The organism is uncultured Mailhella sp., assembly GCF_944324615.1.
In the GTDB taxonomy this organism is placed as follows: Bacteria; Desulfobacterota; Desulfovibrionia; order Desulfovibrionales; family Desulfovibrionaceae; genus Mailhella.
This window is the reverse complement of the sequence record NZ_CALUWY010000054.1, coordinates 1-18139: the sequence shown is the minus strand read 5'-3', so window position 1 is coordinate 18139 and position 18139 is coordinate 1. Positions and strand designations below refer to the sequence as shown.

The 18139-nt window shown below is 58.8% G+C and carries 16 protein-coding genes and 2 tRNA genes; 7 read left to right on the top strand and 11 right to left on the bottom strand.

Features of this window, described 5'->3' with window-relative positions; genetic code table 11:
- From Q0K07_RS10275 to Q0K07_RS10245, 7 genes are all read right to left on the bottom strand, one after another.
- On the bottom strand, positions 1-534 hold a 534-nt coding region (locus tag Q0K07_RS10275), incomplete at its 3' end, for a 4Fe-4S dicluster domain-containing protein (RefSeq protein WP_294558943.1).
- 46 nt (positions 535-580) lie between these two features.
- A complete protein-coding gene (gene fdnG / locus Q0K07_RS10270; RefSeq protein WP_294558942.1) occupies positions 581-3622 on the bottom strand; it encodes a formate dehydrogenase-N subunit alpha in 3042 nt (1013 codons plus the stop codon).
- A gap of 794 nt (positions 3623-4416) precedes the next feature.
- Positions 4417-4493, bottom strand: a tRNA-Met gene (locus tag Q0K07_RS10265).
- Between the two features lie 30 nt (positions 4494-4523).
- Entirely contained in the window at positions 4524-5579 is a 1056-nt protein-coding gene (locus tag Q0K07_RS10260) for a manganese-dependent inorganic pyrophosphatase (protein ID WP_294558941.1), read from the bottom strand.
- 102 nt (positions 5580-5681) lie between these two features.
- Positions 5682-5758, bottom strand: a tRNA-Met gene (locus Q0K07_RS10255).
- Between the two features lie 87 nt (positions 5759-5845).
- A complete protein-coding gene (locus tag Q0K07_RS10250; protein ID WP_294558940.1) occupies positions 5846-6652 on the bottom strand; it encodes an undecaprenyl-diphosphate phosphatase in 807 nt (268 codons plus the stop codon).
- 1 nt (position 6653) lies between these two features.
- Positions 6654-7262, bottom strand: a complete 609-nt coding sequence (locus Q0K07_RS10245) for a TetR/AcrR family transcriptional regulator (protein ID WP_294558938.1) — start codon at positions 7260-7262, stop codon at positions 6654-6656.
- A 264-nt stretch (positions 7263-7526) separates the two neighbouring features.
- Between Q0K07_RS10245 and Q0K07_RS10240 the strand changes: the two genes are divergently transcribed.
- Together Q0K07_RS10240 and Q0K07_RS10235 are read left to right on the top strand one after the other, a co-directional pair.
- Complete coding sequence (locus tag Q0K07_RS10240; protein ID WP_294558936.1) at positions 7527-8561, top strand: AI-2E family transporter; 1035 nt, start codon at positions 7527-7529, stop codon at positions 8559-8561.
- A 77-nt stretch (positions 8562-8638) separates the two neighbouring features.
- Positions 8639-8917: a hypothetical protein gene (locus tag Q0K07_RS10235; protein ID WP_294558944.1), complete on the top strand. Its 279-nt coding sequence runs from the start codon at positions 8639-8641 to the stop codon at positions 8915-8917.
- Between the two features lie 356 nt (positions 8918-9273).
- Here the strand turns inward: Q0K07_RS10235 and Q0K07_RS10230 are convergent, their stop codons facing one another.
- The 4 genes from Q0K07_RS10230 to Q0K07_RS10215 form a co-directional block, all read right to left on the bottom strand.
- The gene (locus tag Q0K07_RS10230) at positions 9274-9759 is read right to left on the bottom strand and encodes a hypothetical protein (protein WP_294558934.1); all 486 of its coding nucleotides are present in this window, start codon (positions 9757-9759) and stop codon (positions 9274-9276) included.
- The gene (locus Q0K07_RS10225; protein ID WP_294558932.1) at positions 9756-10148 is read right to left on the bottom strand and encodes a 6-carboxytetrahydropterin synthase; all 393 of its coding nucleotides are present in this window, start codon (positions 10146-10148) and stop codon (positions 9756-9758) included. Before Q0K07_RS10225 ends, Q0K07_RS10230 begins: the two co-directional genes overlap by 4 nt.
- A gap of 261 nt (positions 10149-10409) precedes the next feature.
- Complete coding sequence (gene dnaE / locus Q0K07_RS10220) at positions 10410-13940, bottom strand: DNA polymerase III subunit alpha (protein ID WP_294558930.1); 3531 nt, start codon at positions 13938-13940, stop codon at positions 10410-10412.
- A gap of 321 nt (positions 13941-14261) precedes the next feature.
- A complete protein-coding gene (locus Q0K07_RS10215) occupies positions 14262-14642 on the bottom strand; it encodes a hypothetical protein (RefSeq protein ID WP_294558928.1) in 381 nt (126 codons plus the stop codon).
- Between the two features lie 198 nt (positions 14643-14840).
- Here Q0K07_RS10215 and Q0K07_RS10210 point away from each other — a divergent pair, with 198 nt between their 5' ends.
- The 5 genes from Q0K07_RS10210 to secG all read left to right on the top strand — a co-directional run bounded on the left by Q0K07_RS10210 (position 14841) and on the right by secG (position 18004).
- Positions 14841-15071, top strand: coding sequence for a hypothetical protein (locus Q0K07_RS10210; protein WP_294558926.1), 231 nt, complete (start codon positions 14841-14843; stop codon positions 15069-15071).
- Positions 15061-15858 carry an HD domain-containing protein gene (locus Q0K07_RS10205; RefSeq protein WP_294558924.1) on the top strand — a complete coding sequence of 266 codons (798 nt, stop codon included), beginning with the start codon at positions 15061-15063 and terminating at the stop codon, positions 15856-15858. Before Q0K07_RS10210 ends, Q0K07_RS10205 begins: the two co-directional genes overlap by 11 nt.
- Positions 15858-16679, top strand: a complete 822-nt coding sequence (locus Q0K07_RS10200; protein WP_294558923.1) for a TIGR00282 family metallophosphoesterase — start codon at positions 15858-15860, stop codon at positions 16677-16679. The genes Q0K07_RS10205 and Q0K07_RS10200 overlap by 1 nt, the downstream gene beginning before the upstream one ends.
- Positions 16680-16752: 73 nt before the next feature.
- Positions 16753-17508 carry a triose-phosphate isomerase gene (tpiA, locus tag Q0K07_RS10195; RefSeq protein ID WP_294558922.1) on the top strand — a complete coding sequence of 252 codons (756 nt, stop codon included), beginning with the start codon at positions 16753-16755 and terminating at the stop codon, positions 17506-17508.
- Between the two features lie 28 nt (positions 17509-17536).
- A complete protein-coding gene (gene secG / locus Q0K07_RS10190) occupies positions 17537-18004 on the top strand; it encodes a preprotein translocase subunit SecG (protein WP_294558920.1) in 468 nt (155 codons plus the stop codon).
- The last annotated feature ends 135 nt before the right edge of the window (positions 18005-18139 follow it).

Sequence of the window (18139 nt, the reverse complement as noted above, 5' to 3'; positions counted from 1 at the left end):
ATTCGCTTCTTCCAGCACCTCGGCGCGTTCACCGAAGACCATGGCTCCCGTGGGGCAGGTTTTCACGCACATGGGCTTCAGGCCGGCGGAAACGCGGTCGATGCACATGTCGCACTTGGTGAGCATCTTGGTTTCTTCGTTGTAGCGCGGAATATTGTAGGGGCAGGCCTTGATGATGGTTGCGATGTCGGCCGGGGAGAGCTCCTTGCAGCGTTCCGTGACCAGTACCGCGCCGGTGTCCTTGTCCTGAATCATGGAACCGGGAACGGCGAGATTGGCCATGTCCACGCAGATGGGGGTGAGGCAGTGGCGGCACTGATCGGGGAAGAAGTTCCACACCACGTTGCCTTTCTCGTCCAGATGCTCATGGAAGCGGACGATCTTGAGATTGTTGGGGTTCAGATCCGGGGGGTTCTGATGGGAACCGCGCTGCTTCGTGGCATTGGCCGGCAGATTGTGCCATTCCTTGCACGCTATCTGGCAGCCGCGGCATGCCGTGCAGCGGGTGGTGTCTATAAGAAATGTCTTGGGCATCGCATACTCCTTGAGGGGCGCGCCCTGAAGGCGCGCCCCCGCCTGATCAGGCTATTTCGGTCAGCTTGCCGGCTTTGCGGATGTTCACGCAGCAGGCTTTTGTTTCAGGAATGGTGGTGTTGGGGTCATAGGCCGTCACGGTGAGGCGATTGGTGGAATCGCCGCAGCCGGGAGTCGTCCACCCATAGGCGAAGGGCATGCCGATAAGGTGCACCGTCTTGCCCATGATGGTGAAGGGCCTGAGACGTATGGTGACCATGGCTATGGCCTCCACCCTGCCTCGGGCGCTTTCGATGATGACGCCGTCACCGTTCTTGATGCCCTTTTCTTCGGCCAGTTCGTGGCTCATTTCCACATAGAGCTGGGGTTCGGCTTCCAGCAGGTTCGGAACGTTGCGGGTTTCACCGCCGCCGCACCAGTGTTCCGTCATGCTGTAGGTCGTCAGCACGATGGGGTAACGCGGGTCGGCGGGAGCGGCGAACTTGTCGAATTCGCTCTTGTGGAACTTGAAGCACGGAGAGGTCAGCTGGCTGGAGAACGGATGCGCCGCCACCGGCGATTCGGCGGGTTCGTAATGTTCGGGGAAGGGGCCGTCAAGCCGCCCCGGCCCGAAGATCTGCGCCGCGCCGTCGGTGTTCATGATGAAGGGCTGACGCCCGTTTTCCTTGTCCGCCATGGGAGGCCACGGCCCGTCGGGCACGTCGCCCACCCATGCGCCGTCCTTCCATTCAATGACCGCCTTTGCGGGATTCCAGGGCTTGCCCTCAAGGTCGACGGACGCACGGTTGTACAGGATGCGGCGGTTGATGGGCCAGCACCAAGACCAGTTGGGGTAGATGCCGATCCTTGCCTGCATTTCCGTCTGTGAGGGATCGCGCCGCTTGGACTTGTTGCCTTCCTCCTCCGTCCAGCTGCCGGTGTACAGCCAGTTGAGCGAAGAAGTGGAGCCGTCGGCCTGAAGATTGCCGAAGGCCGGAACAAGCTGCCCGCGCTTGTAGGTCTTCCCGTTGATGGTGGTATCCTTCCAGAAGAAGCCGTTGATGCGCTTCGCCCAGTCGGACGCGTCGAACTTCTCCGCCCAGTTCAGCTTCAGCAGCGGGTCGGGGAAGACGCCGCCTTCCTTGCTGTACAACTCCCTGATGGTGTTGATGAGCGGCACATAGATGTCGCCGAAGCAGCGGGCTTCTCCCGCAGGCTCCACAGCCTTGTCGAACCACTGCAGCCAGCGGCCGCTGTTGCTGATGGTGCCTTCCTTTTCCACTCGATGCGCGGAGGGCAGCAGGAAGACTTCCGTCTTCTTGGTGGCCGGATCCACGCCCGGGCGGCGCCAGTTGTCCGAAGTTTCGGAGTTGTGCAGTTCACCCACCACCAGCCAGTCAAGATGGTCCAGAGCGGCGCGCATCTTGTTGGTGTTGGGGAAGCTGTTCATGGGGTTGACGCCGAAGACGAAGCCGCCGCGCATTTTGTCGTTCAGCATTCTGTCCATGGCGTACATGTAGGAATAATCCTCGCCGTCCTCGCACTTGGGGAGCCAGCTGTAGCAGAAATCGTTTTCCGCCGTGGCCGCATCGCCGAACCAGCCCTTGAGCAGACTGGCCACATACTTGGGCCGGTTGCTCCACCAGTTCGCACTGTCCTTGAAATGCGTGACGGGAGTGTTCGCCTTGTTGTATTCCTCCAGCGTCTGCCACTGGGCCAGAGGCGCGTTGTGGTAGCCGGGAAGGTTGTGGTAGAGCAGGGCATGGTCGGTAGACCCCTGCACGTTGGGTTCACCGCGCAGAGCGTTGATACCGCCGCCCGCCACACCGATGTTGCCCAGCAGAAGCTGGATGATGGCCGAGGCACGGATGTTCTGCACGCCCACGGTGTGCTGAGTCCAGCCGATGGCGTACAGAATGGTTCCCGCCTTGTCCGGCTTGCCGGTGGCGCAGAAGATCTTGTAGACCTTCATGAGGTTTTCTTCGGATACGCCCGTGATCTTCGAGACGTTTTCCAGCGTGTAGCGGGAATAGTGCCTGGCCATCACATTAAAGACGCACCTCTCGTCTTTAAGCGTGAAGTCACGCACGGGAGCTCCCGACTCGTCGCGCTTGAAGGCCCAGGTGGAGCGGTCGTAAGTACGCTTCTCCTTGTCGTATCCGCTGAAAAGACCGTCCTGGAAGTCGTAGGAATCGGCCAGAACATAGGTGGCGTTGGTGTAGTTCACCACATAGTCCTTGAACCAGCTCCCCGATTCAATGATGTAATGAATCATGCCTCCCAGGAAGGCAATGTCCGTACCCGAGCGGATCGGCACATGGAAATCGCACCGTGCCGACGTGCGCGAGAACTTCGGGTCGACGTGCATGATCGTCGCCCCGGCGTCCTTGGCCCGCATGATCCACTTGAAGGATACGGGATGATGTTCTGCAGCATTGCTGCCCATAATCAAAACGGCATCGGCATTCTTGATGTCGATCCAATGATTCGTCATAGCCCCACGTCCGAACGACTCTGCCAGAGCCGGTACAGTCGGACTGTGTCAGACACGCGCCTGGTGGTCGATATGGACGACTCCCAGGCTGCGCATCGCCTGATGAATGACGGCGCACTCTTCGTTGGAAGCATGGGAGGTGCCCATGCAGAAAATGGATTCCAGACGGTTGACCGTCTGACCCTTGGCGTTCTTCTGGATGAAGTCGCTGTCGCGGGCGGTCTTCACGCGGCGGGCTATCTGCTCAAGCGTCCAGCCCCAGTCCTTTTCCTCCCACTTGTCGCTGTAGGGAGCGCGGTACATGGGGCGGGTGAGCCGGTGCTCGCCCGTGTACATGGTGAAGAGAGCCGCGCCCTTGGCGCAGAGGCTGCCTTCGTTGACGGGGAAATCGGGGTCGCCTTCGGTGGAGACGAGCTTGCCGTCCTTCACATAGGCGATGACCTGACAGCATACGGCGCAGAAGGGACACACCGTGGTCACTTCCTTCGCACCCTCAATCTTCAGGGACGTGGCGTATGCCTTCGCCTCCTTCAGGTCGAATCCAAAATTAGCCAGCGTGAGGCACATGGCTCCCGCGCCGACCATTTTAAGGAATCCTCTACGTGTACACGCCATGAGTGTTGCTCCTTAAAATATTCAGGTGAATAAAAAATAATTCTGAAAGGTTAAATACATGCTCCCCGCCTGGCCGCAAGGCACATGTATTCTTCCCTTCATGTGTATCTCATTTTACTGCTCATGTCCATTTGCAACGGAAGAAAAAAATGTCGACCTGCTCTCTTGTTGGCGGGGCGGAGGAAGGCGATGATGCCGGAAAAACGGTGTGCGGGAATGGAAAACATGTTCCTGTTCTTTGTTCGGGCAGAGGCGCGGCTTTTGTTACGGCCGGAAAAAAGCCGGAAAAAAGGAGCATTCCGCATACCGGGGGAAAGATGAATGCGCCTGAATCCATGATGCAGCCGCCTTGTGCAAAAATTCCTGTGCCGTCATGCCCGGATTCCGGTCCCTCCTTAGGGAGCGGACTTTTTTTCAGAGGATTCCGGCGCGCCGTCCCCGGCCATGAAGACGTTTTTCATGGTTTTTCTGGCAGCTGTGCCTGCGCGACACGCGAAAAGCGTTGCGGGGCAAGGCGTTCGGAAAAAAGTCATGCACAGGAGGCGGGGCCTTTGCGCTTGTGCGTTCCGGCGTATGAGAAGGCGCGCTTTTCCACACGGAAAAAACGCATCCTGTGCTTTTATGGCTGCATTTTTTCTGCAGCGTCTTTCCGGAAAAAGAGAGACGGCACGGACAGGCGCGGAAAAGAGCGGGGAAGAGAGCGGGGAAGAGAAAGGAATCTTCCGGCAGGGGAAGGGGGGGCCGGAAGAGGAAAAAAGAAAACCCCGGAAGCGGACTTCCGGGGTGATGTTTCATGGTAGCAAGGGGGAGATTTGAACTCTCGACACTACGGGTATGAACCGTATGCTCTAACCAACTGAGCTACCTTGCCATGGGGAGATCTATACGCGATCCGCCTGCATTAGTCAAGCGAATTGAAGGCCTCCATGAGAAAAGGCATGACCTGTTTTTTGCGGCTCATCATGCCGGGCATCCAGTGTTCCGCGATTTCGTCGGCCCACGGCGTGCCCGAAGCGCTCTGATGCTCGTGATATTCCGATTCGTCCTCGCGCGCATAGGCCGGGGCCACATTGCGGACCTTGGGCATCTTGTAGGGCGTGAGCTTGACGTTGAAGGCCTTTTCCGTGACGGAGAGGTCGCGGGAAACGGCCAGCATCTGGGAACCTTCCTTCATGATGTCCGTGGCGAGGAAAAGCACGGTGTGGCAGTCGTGCCCTTCCAGAAGTTTGCGGGCTGCCTTGAACAGGTCGGGCTTGATGGGGTCGATCATGCCGGCATCCATGAGTTCGAGCTGTCCGACGCCCACCTTGCGGCCGTTGATCTCAAATTCCTTGTAGTCGCGCTGGAAGAGGTTGTCGGCGGAATCGTGCAGGTCGGACTTGGCGCGGAACATTTCCATGCCGAGTTCCATCATGTCCTTGACGCCTGCGATTTCGGCCAGTTCCTCGGCGGCACGGCGGTCGGCATCCGTGGTGGTGGGGGAACGGAAGAGCACGGTGTCGGAGAGAATGGCGCAGAGCATGCCGCCCGCAAGGTAGGTGGGCACATAGCCGCCGTAGAAATCGTACATGGCCTTGAGAATGGTGTTGCAGCAGCCCACGGGCCAGACCCACATTTCCAGAGGCGCGGCGGTGGTCACATCTCCGAGCTTGTGGTGATCCACCACGGAGACGATGGTGCTGCTTTCAAAGCCGAAGGGAGCCTGCGCGAGGTCGGAAAAGTCCACCAGGCTGACCTGCTGTCCCGCAGAGCTTTCCATGATGCGCGGCGGCTTGATGTCGAAGCGCTGCATCACGAAGTTGGTTTCGGGATTCGGGCTGCCCTGAACCTTGGGGCTGGAAGGCATGCCGCGCTGGTTCTGCAGCTCGGCCAGTGCGATGGCCGCAATGACGGAGTCGGTATCGGGGTTTTTATGGCCGAACACCTGAATGCGCTGGGGACGGGAAGGGGAAGCCATAGGGGGGAACTCCAGAGAATGGGTATGTTGGGCGCAGGGTGGCTCCTGCGCGGGAAGCCATAAAAAAAAGTCCAAGAAAAATCCTGGACTTTTTATGTGTACTGGTAGCAAGGGGGAGATTTGAACTCTCGACACTACGGGTATGAACCGTATGCTCTAACCAACTGAGCTACCTTGCCGTGAAACCGGAAACATCCGGCGCAGGAGTGTTCTTATAAAAAAAGGGAGACCTTGGCAAGCATTTTTTTCGTACTTTGAAAAATTTTTCAGGAAACCATGAACCAGTAAACGGGAATGGCGAGCAATATGCGATAAATAGCAAAGGGTTTCAGCGTATTGCGGCCGAGAATGGCAATAAAGCCGCGAATGGCGACAATGGCGGAGACAAAGGCGAAGACCGACCCGGTGAGGAAGAAGGGAATATCGGCCGCGCTGAACAGGGAGATGGATTTCCACAGATCGTAGCCTGCCGCGCCGATGATGATGGGCACGGCGGCCAGGAAGGAATATTCCGCGGCGATTTCGCGGCGCACGCCCAGGATCATGCCGCCCATGATGGTGGAGGCGGAACGGGAGAAGCCGGGCCACAGGGCCATGCACTGGAAAATGCCTATGCCCAGAGCGTGCATGGGGGTGAGCTCATCGATGTTCTGCACGGGCATGGAATTCTGCCGGGGCGCCACCAGCCTTTCCACCGCCAGCATGAGCAGCGCGCCGCATATCAGTGCGGCCGCCACGGTGAGGGGCGTGAACAGCGTTTTGATGAAGCCGTGCAGCAGAAGGCCCAGGGATGCGGCGGGCAGGGTGGTGAGCACAAGCAGCAGTATGCCGCGCGGCCCGGAAAAGGCGTGAGCTTTGTCCGGGCGCAGAAGAGAGAGAAAGCGCCGCCAGTAGAGGGCGATCACGGCGAGGATGGCCCCCACCTGTATGACCACGCCGAAGGTGGAGGCTCTGGGGCCGTCGAAGCCCAGAAGGTCCGAGGCGATGATGAGGTGGCCGGAAGAGGAGATGGGAAGAAATTCGGTGAGTCCTTCCACCAGGCCGAGCAGGCTTGCAGTGAGGAGGGATTCCATGTCAGTTCCTGGAAGTGCCGCTGGAAATGGCGCGGTCGACGAAGGTGAGGGTTTCCGTGTAGAAATTCTGGGAAGAGCCGTAGGTATAGGGAGTGAGCACGCGGGTGCGGTTGGCCCCCACCATGAGCCCCACAATGACCTGTGCGGTGCTTGCGGGGGAAAGATTCGTGATGGTGCCGTCTGCAATGCCGCGCTGGAGCTGCACTTCAAGAAGGTGATGCACCTCCGCGAACTTGCGCAGCATGATCTCCCTGTCTTCACTGGCCTTCATGTCGCTGTAGGGAGAACAGCGCACGAGCACGAGCCAGTTGGTGTGCGGATCAATGGAGAACTCAAGGTAGGCGCGGCAGAAGCAGAGCACGCCGGTGCGGCCGTCGGCCGTGCCTTCCGTGGCGGAACGGAGCACGCGCAGAAAATGCTCAAGCACGTCCATGCCCGCGGCGAAGAACAGCTTTTCCTTGTTGCCGTAATGATGGGTCAGAAGGCCGAGGGCAACGCCCGCCCTGTCGGAAATCTTTTTAAAGGTTGTCTCCGCAAAACCGTACTCGCCGAACAGCTCCTTGGCCGCCTGGAGCAGGGCTTCCTTTTTGGTCACGCTTTTCATGTTCATGGTCTTTGTCTGCATAAAACAGGTCTGCCGCGCCTGAACGCGGCCGGGGAAAAAAGAGGAACCTTCCCCGCCTGCGCGAAACTTCCGACCGCGGCAGGCATGGAATGATTCCTTTCACAGATTCAGGTTTGCCTCATTGCACGCTTAAAGGCAAGTCGTTTGTTTGTTCAACCAGTCTGCGGGGAAAACTGGACATCGCCTTCTTTCCCCATTACTCTTGCCCCAGACAAACGGATGTTTGTCCGTGTATTTTCTGGAGGATTCATGGCTCGTTGCCTTGCCGTCGCCGCTATCGTCATCTGGTTTCTGCTGCTTTCCCCATACCCCACGTCGGTGTTCATCGCGGCCGTCACCGCCGCGCTTACCCTGCCCATATACCGCTGGCTCCGCGCGAGGATGTCGAAGACCTCGGCCATTGTTTTCTTTTCCACGGGACTTGTGGTGTGCGTGGCAACGCCCATCACCATCGTGCTCGTCATGGTCATTCCTCAGGCGCTTGAGGGGGCGCGAAGGCTCAGCGCCTGGTGGCAGGCGGGGCATGCCATTCCTCCGGCCATTTCCTATTATCTGGGGGAGGCCCACAGAATATTTGTGGAAAACGTGCCCAACGCCCCGGAATACCTCGACAAGCTGGAGAGCGATTTCAACGCCGTGGTCAACGCGGTGCTGAAGAACGTGCTTTCCCGGGGGCTGAACCTCGCGGGCGACACCATGGGCATGGTATGGGCGCTGTGTCTTTTCATGGTGTTCACCTGCCTCATCGTGGTCTACGCCCCTTCCATCCGCCGGGCGGTGCTGCAGGTGCTGCCCCGGCACGAGGACATGGTGGAACGCTTCGTCGCCGTGCTGCACAATGCCAGCCGTTCCGTATTCATCAGCATCGTGTTCGTGCCCATTATTCAGGGCACGCTTACCGGCATAGGCCTGCGTTTCCTCGATGTGCCCGATCCCGCATTCTGGGGGCTGCTTGCCGTGTTCACGGCAGTCATTCCTCTTGCGGGCACGGCCATTGTATGGCTGCCCATATCCATTTACCTCTGGGCCACGCAGTCGCTGGGGGCCGGGCTCATGCTCCTGGCATGGGGGGGAATCGTGGTGTCGGGTTCGGATAACCTGCTGCGCCCGTATTTTCTCAAGACCGGCATCGAGGTTTCCATGGTGGTGCTTCTGCTTTCCATCGTGTGCAGCCTTGCGGTGTTCGGCGCCGTGGGCATCATTGCCGGGCCGGTGATGGTGGCCGTGGCCCGGCAGGCCATGGTGGAAAGCGAACTGCTTTCCCGCGAACACGACGACAGGTGAAAGGCCGATGCGGCAGGTTCGCCTGCCTTTTTTCCATGCCCTCCGGGCGCAAGACACAGGGAGTGATGCGGATGGCCATGCTCAACGCGAAATACATTGCCGAACTGGAAGAATACCTGAAATCCGGCAATCTGGAAGAAGATTTCAAGTGGTCGGTGGAGGAGCGCCGGGGCGAAATTCTGGAATTTCTGGAAAAGCTCATGGATCTTGGAGAGCTTGCCGACGAAACCGCCACGCATATCATCTTTAAAGGACAGCTCGGCGCGCTCATGGGCATGCCCGGGGAAAAGGCGGAGCCGGAAGCCCCGTCTCCGGCCGTGGAGCAGGGCGCTTCCATGGAGATTCCGCAGAAATAACGGCGTTAGTGCCGCAGATATTCATGCGCCGTCCTTTTCCGGGCCGGAGGGGCGGCGCATGGCGTCATGAAAAGCGTTTCCTCAGAGGAGACGCTTTTTTTGCGTCCTCCGGCCGGGATACCCCGGCGGCCGCTGTATCTTCCGTATTCCGGAAGTCCGTTTACAGGCCGCGGCAACAGACATGCCGAGATCAGCGCACACATGGGCCTGCCTGGGCGTGCGGGCAGAAGAGCCATAAGGCACACAAGAGGCGTTGCAGGCTCTGCGGCGGTGGGCTTTTTTCTGCCTTTATGGGGATGGGGGGATGTGCCGGAACCTTGAGCGGAGGAAAAGGCGCAGAAACAGCGCGTGCGGCCTTAGGAAGGTTCGCCGTTTTTTAGCAGCATCAGGCAGAGCGCGCCCGCAAGCAGCGTGTGGCGCGAAAGGGGACGCAGGCCCTCATCGTGGAGCAGCGCTTCCAGCCCGCCCTGTCTTTGGCTGTTTTTTTCCATGGCGCGCCTGAACGGCGCGGCAAGAAGGGCCGCCGGGTATTCCAGGTTGCGTTCCGGCTCCTTGAAGTCGAAAAGCAGGGTATATGCCGCACGGCGCGAAGCCTGCCGGAGCCTTTCCCCGCAGACTTCAGGGGAAGACAGGGTGAGGCAGAAGCAGGTCACGGCACAGAGCGAATCGCGCGGGGGCAGTTGCGTATGCTGCTCGGTCAGAACGGGCAGCGTGCGGCGCGGCAGGGGAAAAGGCCCCAGATCCAGGAAGGAGGAGACGCCGAGGGCGAGGGCCCTTTCCTCCATGACGGGAAGGGCCTGCCGGACAAGGGCGCGGCCGAAGCCTTCAAGAAGAAGGTTCACCCTTCGATTTCCTGATAGGTGGCCGACTGCAGCGGCGTTTCCCCCACCGTCATGCTGTACATGCGTACAGGCAGGCCGGCGAGGCGTTCCTGCATCTTCCGGTACAGGTAACGGGCCAGATTTTCCGAAGAGGGGTTGATGACATCAAAGGGGGGAAGCTCGTTGAGGTAGCGGTGGTCGATGAGCGCAAGCTCGGCCCGGAGCTCCTTTTTCAGCAGCGTAAAATCCGCCACAAGTTCCGTATCGGGGGTGAGGGTTTCTCCTTCCACCACCATTTCCACAAGATAGTTGTGCCCGTGCAGATCCTCACACTTGCCTTCATAGTGGCGCAGAGCGTGGGCGGCCGCAAAATCGCCGCGTATGGTGAGTTTCCACAGCGCTTTTTTCATGATGATTCTTCCTTGGGTTGTCTGTTGTTCCCCGGGGAGCGTTGACGCCGTGAGGCGGAAGGCCCCGCCGTTTTTCCGGGCACACCCGGCCCTTCCGGAAATGTCGCTTCTCCGGAAAAGCCGGGTCGTTCTTTAACGTTGCCCCGGCTTCAGCTTCGGGCGGCTTTGCCGCAGCGCACGCTTCCGGCAAAGCTCTGTATACGGAAGAGCCGTGCCGGAAAGGGGCAGAACTTCGCAGCTCTGCCCCGTTATTTTCTTTTTCTAGCGGTGCAGGGCCATGCGCGCCTTTGCCCAGGCGTCCAGATCCTTGTTGAGCTGGGGGCTGGCCTGCACCCTCCAGCGGGGGCCGAGTTCCATGATGCAGTTTTTGTGGTTCAGTTCAAACTGTATCTGCACGGAGGAGGAACCCTTGTGCTTTTCCAGTATGGCCTTGAACTCCTCAATATCCGCATCGCCGGTGCAGCTTACGGGGTAGGGCACCACCACGGGGTGATCGCTGCTCATGCAGGCTTCGAGCAGCGGACGCGCCGAGTCGCACAGCAGCTTGATTTCCTTGACGCGGTTTTCCTCATCCTCGCCGTCGTCGTCATCATCGTCATCCTTCACGTCGATGGTGCCGGCAAGTTCGATGAGCGGGCGTTCCGCGTGCAGCGCCTCCTTGATGGCCGCGTAGGTTTTGGGGAAAATGGTCACTTCTGCGTGCCCGGTCAGATCTTCCACCTGCACGAAGGCCATTTTGTCGCCTTTCTTGGTGATGAATTCCTTCACCGCCGTGACGAGCACCCCGGTCTTCACCGCGCCCTTGCCGAGTTCCCCTATTTCCTCAAGCGTGAGCAGGCCGAGTCTCTGCATGTCGCGCCGGAAGGGCTGAAGCGGATGGCTCGTGAGGTAAAAGCCCAGGGAATCCTTTTCAAAGGCCAGTTTCTGGTCATCCTCCCATTCCGGAATATCCTGCTCCTCGCAGGGGAAGCCGATGCCGGGCAGAGGGGCCGCCTCCACCGAGGGAGTGAGGGCAAGCAGGGAAATCTGCGGGGAGTTCTTTTCCTTCTGCTTCTTCTGTGCGCGGGCCACCACGGCGTCGAGACTGGCAAGCATGCCCGCACGGCTCACGCCGAAGCAGTCGCATGCGCCGCCCTTGATGAGGCTTTCCAGCACGCGCTTGGTCACCTTGCGCAGGTTGACACGGGTGCACAGATCGAGAAGCGACTTGTAGAGGCCGCCTTCCTCACGGGCACGGACGATTTCATTGATGGCTTCATCGCCCACGTTCTTCACGCCGCCGAGGCCGTACACGATGGATTCCCCGCTGGGCGTGAAGGCCCTGAGGCTGATCTGTACGTTGGGGGGCAGAACGTCGATGTTCATGTCGCGGCAGGCCGCAATGTAGCTGAGTATCTTGTCCTGGTTGCCGATTTCCGAGGAAAGCAGCGCGGTCATGAACTCAACCTTAAAGTAATACTTTAAAAATGCCGTACCGTAGGTGATGTAGGCATAGGCGGCGGAATGGGCCTTGTTGAAGCCGTATTCCGCGAATTTTTCCATGAGGTCGAAGATTTCGTTGGCCGTGCTTGCGGCCACGCCGCGTTCGGAAGCGCCCTTGAGGAAGATGTCGCGCTGCTTGGCCATTTCCTCGGCTTTCTTCTTGCCCATGGCGCGGCGCAGCAGGTCGGCGCCGCCCAGCGTGTACTTGGCGGTGATCTGCGCGATCTGCATGACCTGTTCCTGATAGACGATGACGCCGTAGGTGTCCTTCAGGCAGGGTTCCAGTTCGGGCAGAGGATAGGTCACCTCTATTTCGCCGTGCTTGCGCTTGATGAATTCATCCACCATGCCCGAATTGAGCGGGCCGGGACGGTAGAGCGCGAGCATAGCCACAAGGTCTTCAAAGCCGGAGGGCTTCAGCATGCGCAGATACTTGCGCATGCCCGTGCTTTCCAGCTGGAACACGCCGTCGGTGTCGCCGCGGGAAAGCAGGTCGTACACGTTGGGGTCGTCCGTGGAGAGGTTCTCCATATCGGGCGCTTCCTTGCCCTGGCGCACGATGTTCTTCACCGCGTTGGAAATCACGGTCATGGTACGCAGGCCGAGGAAGTCGAATTTCACAAGGCCCACCTTTTCCACGAACTTCATGTCGAAGGCGGCGATCTGTTCGCCCTTGCGCCCGGCAAAGAGCGGAAGGTATTCCTCCATGGGCTTGTCGGAAACCACCACGCCCGCCGCATGGGTGGAGGCGTGGCGCGTGAGTCCTTCAAGACGGCGGGAAATGTCGATGAGCTTGTGAACTTCCGGGTTGGTCTTGTACTCCGCCGCAAGCTCGGGCACCGTGTCGAGCGCCTTCTGCAGCGTCATCTTGAGATCGGCGGGAATCATCTTGGCGATGCGCGTCGTCTCGTTGAAGGGAATGCCCATGGCGCGGCCCACGTCCTTCACCACGGCCTTGGCCTTCATCTTTCCGAAGGCGGCGATCTGCGAGACCTTGTCCTTGCCGTATTTTCTGGTGACGTAGTCCAGCACTTCCAGGCGCCTGTCTTCGCAGAAGTCCACGTCGATATCGGGCATGCTCACGCGTTCGACGTTGAGGAAGCGTTCAAAGAAGAGCTTGTTGGGCAGAGGGTCGATGGACGTGATGCGCAGCGCCCATGCGGCCACGGAACCTGCGGCCGAACCACGGCCCGGCCCCACGGGGATGCCGTTGTTCTTGGCCCAGTTGATGTAGTCCTGCACGATGAGGAAATAGCCGGGAAAGCCCATGTCGCAGATGACCTTGAGCTCCATTTCCAGCCTGTCGCGGTATTCCTGGGCGTTGATGGTGTCTCGGTGCGGGTGCTTTTCCAGGCGCTTTTCCAGACCTTCCCGCGCCATGCGGCAGAATTCGCTCGCCAGGGTCATGCCCTCGGGAAGTTCGTACACGGGGAAGTGATAGGGCGGCGCATGCAGCTGTATTTCAAGATGACAGCACTGGTCGGCTATCTTGAGCGTGTTTTCCATGGCCTCGCGGGGAACCCCCTCAAGACCGGCGCGCATTTCCTCTTCCGATTTGTAGTAGAGGTCGCGCGCCTCGAAGCGGAAGCGCTTGGGGTCGTCCACCTTGGCCTGCGTCTGAATGCAGAGCAGAATGTCGTGGGCCTCCACGTCGTCGGCATTCAGGTAGTGGCAGTCGTTGGTGGCCACAAGGGGCAGGCCCGTGGCGTCGGCAAGCTTCATGATGCCTTCGTTCACCTGCGCCTGTTCCGGCAGGCTGTTGGCCTGCACTTCCAGATAGAAGCGGTCGGGGAAGAGCGCGGAATATTCCTTCGCTATCTCCACCGCGTCCTGAAAGGTGCCGCCGCCGGTGATGAGCTTGTTGGTGCCCAGAAGCGTGCGCGGAATTTCGCCCGCCACGCAGGCGGAAAGGGCCACGAGACCGTCGGTGCAGCCCTTCAGCATGTTCTTGTCGATGCGCGGCTTGTAGTGGAAGCCGTCGAGCCAGCTGCGGCTCACAAGATGCATGAGATTCTTGTAGCCCGTGGGGTTCTGTGCCAGCAGAATGAGGTGATGGCGCACCCGGGCGAAGTCGGACGTCTTGTCGGTATGGTCGCGGGTGACATAGACCTCGCAGCCTATGATGGGGGGGATGCCCACGTCCTTGCAGGCCGAATAGAAATAGGCCGTGCCGAACAGGTTGCCGTGATCGGTGATGGCCGCGGCGGGCATGCCGAGGGCCTTGGCCTTCTGGGCCAGATCGCCCACGCGGATGGCTCCGTCCAGCAGGCTGAACTCCGTATGACAGTGAAGATGCACAAAATCCGACATGATTTCTCCGGGAGAGTTCTTGATCGCCCGCGTTGAGAGAGGACCTTAAGGGTTGACGTTGAGAATAGAAGCTTTTCCGCTGCTGTCTGACACTGTTACAAAGAAAAAGAGGGAAAGCAGCCGCGGGGTACGATGTCTGCTTGGATGACCTTCGCCCAGAGTCGGCACAGTCTGGTGATATCGTTACCGTCTAAGCGGTATGCCGTCAATGGGAACACGGAGAGATGTCAGCGTAGCATATCAGAATATATAAAAAGAACAAGGAAGTCAAAATATTTTTCTCGCAATATCATATAGATTTTTTATCCACATGCAGAAAATTTATTGACGTGACCCATAACTTCCTGGAAGTCGTGCCCACAATGTGAATAAATCTTCTGTTTTCCGCTGTTTTGTATAATAATCTTCAATAGATTGCTCAAGAGTCAGTTTTTTCTTTCTCTTTTTTTGAGTCTTATTGACATGGTAAAATTTTTTACATGGGATATCTTTTTGTTGATAATTGATTTTTTTCTGTAAATATTTTTTCTGAGACATAAAATATTCTAATGTAATGAATTGTTTATTTTGATAGATATAGACATTTTTTAAAGAATCAATTTGTATGCAGTATTCGTGACGGCTGTTTATCCATAAAATGACACCTTCTTTTCCCTGTATGGTAACGGTGTCTCCGATGGAGAATTTATGAGTCTTTTTCATGGAGAGTGTGAATTCGTTGTTTATGTACAGGAATGATGAGTTTTTTCCGAATGTTTTCGATGCCATAAGCTAGCACAGCCCCTTGTTTCCGTAAAGCGCGGAGCGCGCCGGGAACCTGCGGCGCAGCGGGGAGGGCGGCTCTTGCCTACGGCCCGGACAGACGGTACTATGAAAGAAAATTTCCGGAGGAGAATTTTTTTGGCTCAGGTACTCGAAAGCCTTTTCACAGGCAAGCTCAGCGGCGTCATCATCATGGTGCTGGTTTCCGCCGCAGTGATATTTTTTCTGCGCGCCCTCTACGGTCCCCGGGGCGTTTTCCGCGATCCGAAGTGGGATGAGAGCAACCGGCGCATCCGCATGAAGGAGGCCGAGGAAAGGGAACGCCGCCTGAAGGAATGGCAGCGGAAGGGGGAAAACGATGATGAATGATCTTTCCGCGCACCGCGAGCGCTTTCTTGCCTATGTCGGCCGCTTCAGGGACGTGCCGGATGCCGCGCCTCTGCGCCTCAAGGTGGATCATACCTTCAAGGTGCTGGAACATGCCGGGGTCATTGTGGATTCTCTCAGGGGCAGGGCCGATGAAAAGGTCTGCCGCGCGGCGCTTCTCGGCGCCTTGTATCACGATTGCGGGCGCTTTCCCCAGTTTCAGCGTTACCGCACCTTCATGGATGCAAAATCCGTGAACCATGCCATCCTCAGCTTCCGCACCATGCGTGACGAGGGTTTTCTCCATGAGGAGGAGCGGGAGGTGCGCGGCCTTGCCCAGTGCGCCGTGCTTCTGCATAACCGTCACATCCTGCCTGCGCTTCTTTCCCCCCGTGCCCGTTTCGTCACGGACATCGTGCGCGACAGCGACAAGCTGGACATTTTCCGCATCATGGTGGGCTATCTGCACAGCGCCCTTCCCGAAAGGGACGCCGTGCTTCTGCATGTGCAGGACAATCCGGAAGGCTGGTCGCAGGTTGTGGTCGACGATGTGCTTGCGGGCCGTGTGGCGCGCTATTCCGACCTGCGCTTCGTCAACGATTTCCGTCTGCTTCTCGGCACATGGATGCTGGAACTGCGCTTTGCCGCCACACGCCGCGCGCTTGCGGAAAGCGGGCTCATGGAGGCCGTGCTTGCGGGCCTGCCGGACGATCCGCGCCTGCGCCCTGCTAGGGAAAAACTGTTTGCGCTGCTTGATGCGTGCGGACGATCCGGGGAAGAGGACTGCTGATGCGTATTCTTTTTCTCGGCGATGTCGTAGGCAGGGCGGGAAGAGTGGCGGTGAAGGAATTTCTGCCCGGGCTCCGGGAGGAATACTGTCCCGACGTGGTGCTTGCCAACGGCGAAAACATCGCCGGAGGGCTGGGCATGACCTGCGAGACGCTGGATGAGCTTTTTTCCTGCGGTGTGGATCTTGTCACCGGGGGGAACCATGTGTGGCGGCACCGGGAGATTTTTTCCCGCCTGGAAACGGACCGGCGCGTGGTGCGCCCCGCCAATTACCCCGAAGGTTCTCCGGGCAGGGGGTATGTGGTGCATACGCTGAAGGACGGCCGCAGGATTGCCGTGTTCAACGCGCTGGGCACCATGTTCATGGATGCGCTTGCCTGCCCGTTCCGGGCGGCGTTTTCCTGGCTTGACGCATGCGCCGGCGAGGATGAGGGCGCTGTCGTGCGCCTTGTGGATTTTCATGCCGAGAGCACGGGGGAGAAGAAGGCGTTCAGCTGGGCCCTGGACGGCAGGGTGAGCGCGGTGCTCGGCACCCATACCCATGTGCAGACGGCGGACGCGCAGATTCTGCCCCGGGGCACGGCGTACATGAGCGACCTCGGCATGTGCGGGGTGGAGCAGTCTTCCCTGGGCATGGATGCCGATGTGGCCGTGGCGCGCTTTCTCACCCGCATGCCCCATGCCTTCAAGCCCGCGCGCGGCCCCGTATCCCTGAACGGGGCCTATCTGGACATCGACGATGTCACAGGCCTTGCCCGGGAGATTCGCGCCGTGCGTTCCCACTGTCCCGCCGCCGTGCGTTCTCCGGCCGGGAATGAGTGAGGCAGGGCTTGTATTTTTGCCCGATAAGCGTAGTTTTTCCCCATCCCATTTTAGTTCTAGCGAGGTTGTTCCTATGAAGAAGCTGATGGCCGCCAACTGGAAGATGTACAAGACCGGAACCGAAGCCGTTGCCACGGTGAAGGAAATGGCTGAAAAGTTGCAGGGCAAGGCCCCTGAAGGCCGTGAAATCATTGTGTTCGTGCCCTTTACCGCTCTGGAAAAGGCCTCTGAGGCCATGGGTGCCATCGAAGGCGCTTCCACCGGTGCGGAAAACGTGTATCCCGCCCTGGAAGGCGCCTTCACCGGTGAAATTTCTCCTTCCATGATCAAGGCCTGCGGCGCTTCCTGGGTGCTCACCGGCCATTCCGAACGCCGCCACATCCTCGGCGAAAGCGACAGCTTCGTGGGTGAAAAGACGGCCTTTGCCCTGGAAAACGGCCTGCGCGTCATGCTCTGCATCGGCGAAACCCTGGAAGAACGCGAAGCCGGTCTTCTGCGCAACGTGCTGGAACGTCAGCTCAAGCTGGGCCTGAAGGGCGTTGCCGCCGATACTCCCGTGGAATCCCTTGCCATCGCCTATGAACCCGTGTGGGCCATCGGCACCGGCAAGACTGCCACCACCGACGACATCGTGGAAACCCACGCCATCTGCCGTGAGCTCATGCGCGAAATTCTGGGCGACAAGGCCGACAAGACCCCCCTGCTGTACGGCGGCAGCGTGAAGCCCGCCAATGCCGGCAGCATCCTTGCACTTGACAATGTGGACGGTGTGCTGGTAGGAGGTGCTTCTTTGAAGGCTGATAGTTTCACTCAGATCATCAATGCCTAGTATCAATGCGTAGTAAGGAGCATTTCGCGTGCAGACAGCCATCCTGACCCTTCATGTTATCGTTTGCATCATCCTTGTCGTGCTGGTTCTTTTGCAGTCCGGCCGTGAAGGTATGGGCGTTATCTTTGGTGGTGGCGGCAACAGTTCCGTGTTCGGCAGCGCCGGCGCCGGCGGCGTCCTCGCCAAGCTGACCACGTTCCTGGCCGTTATCTTCATCTGCACCTCTCTGGGGTACAACATCATGACCAGTTCCACCCGCACTTCCCAGGAATCGGTGCTTGATGTTCAGTTTGAAGAAGTGCCCGCCGCCCCGGCTCAGGTTCCTGCTGCTCCGGCTCCTGCTGCGCCTGCCGCTGCTGAAGCCGCGGCTCCCGCCCCTGCGGCGGAAGCTCCTGCTGCTGCGGCAGAACCCGCTCCTGCTGCGGAAGCTCCTGCTCAGGCCGCTGCGCCTGCCGAGGCTCCCGCTGCGGAAAAGCCTGCCGCTCCCGCCGAATAAGCAGGCTGCAGTCTGATTCATGAAAAGAGCGCTTCCCCACAGGAGGCGCTCTTTTTCTTTTAGGCTCAGGACTCATTAATTGCCAAAAGGGTAAAAAGTTCTTATTGTCGGCATAGGGAGGATGCCATGAAGGAA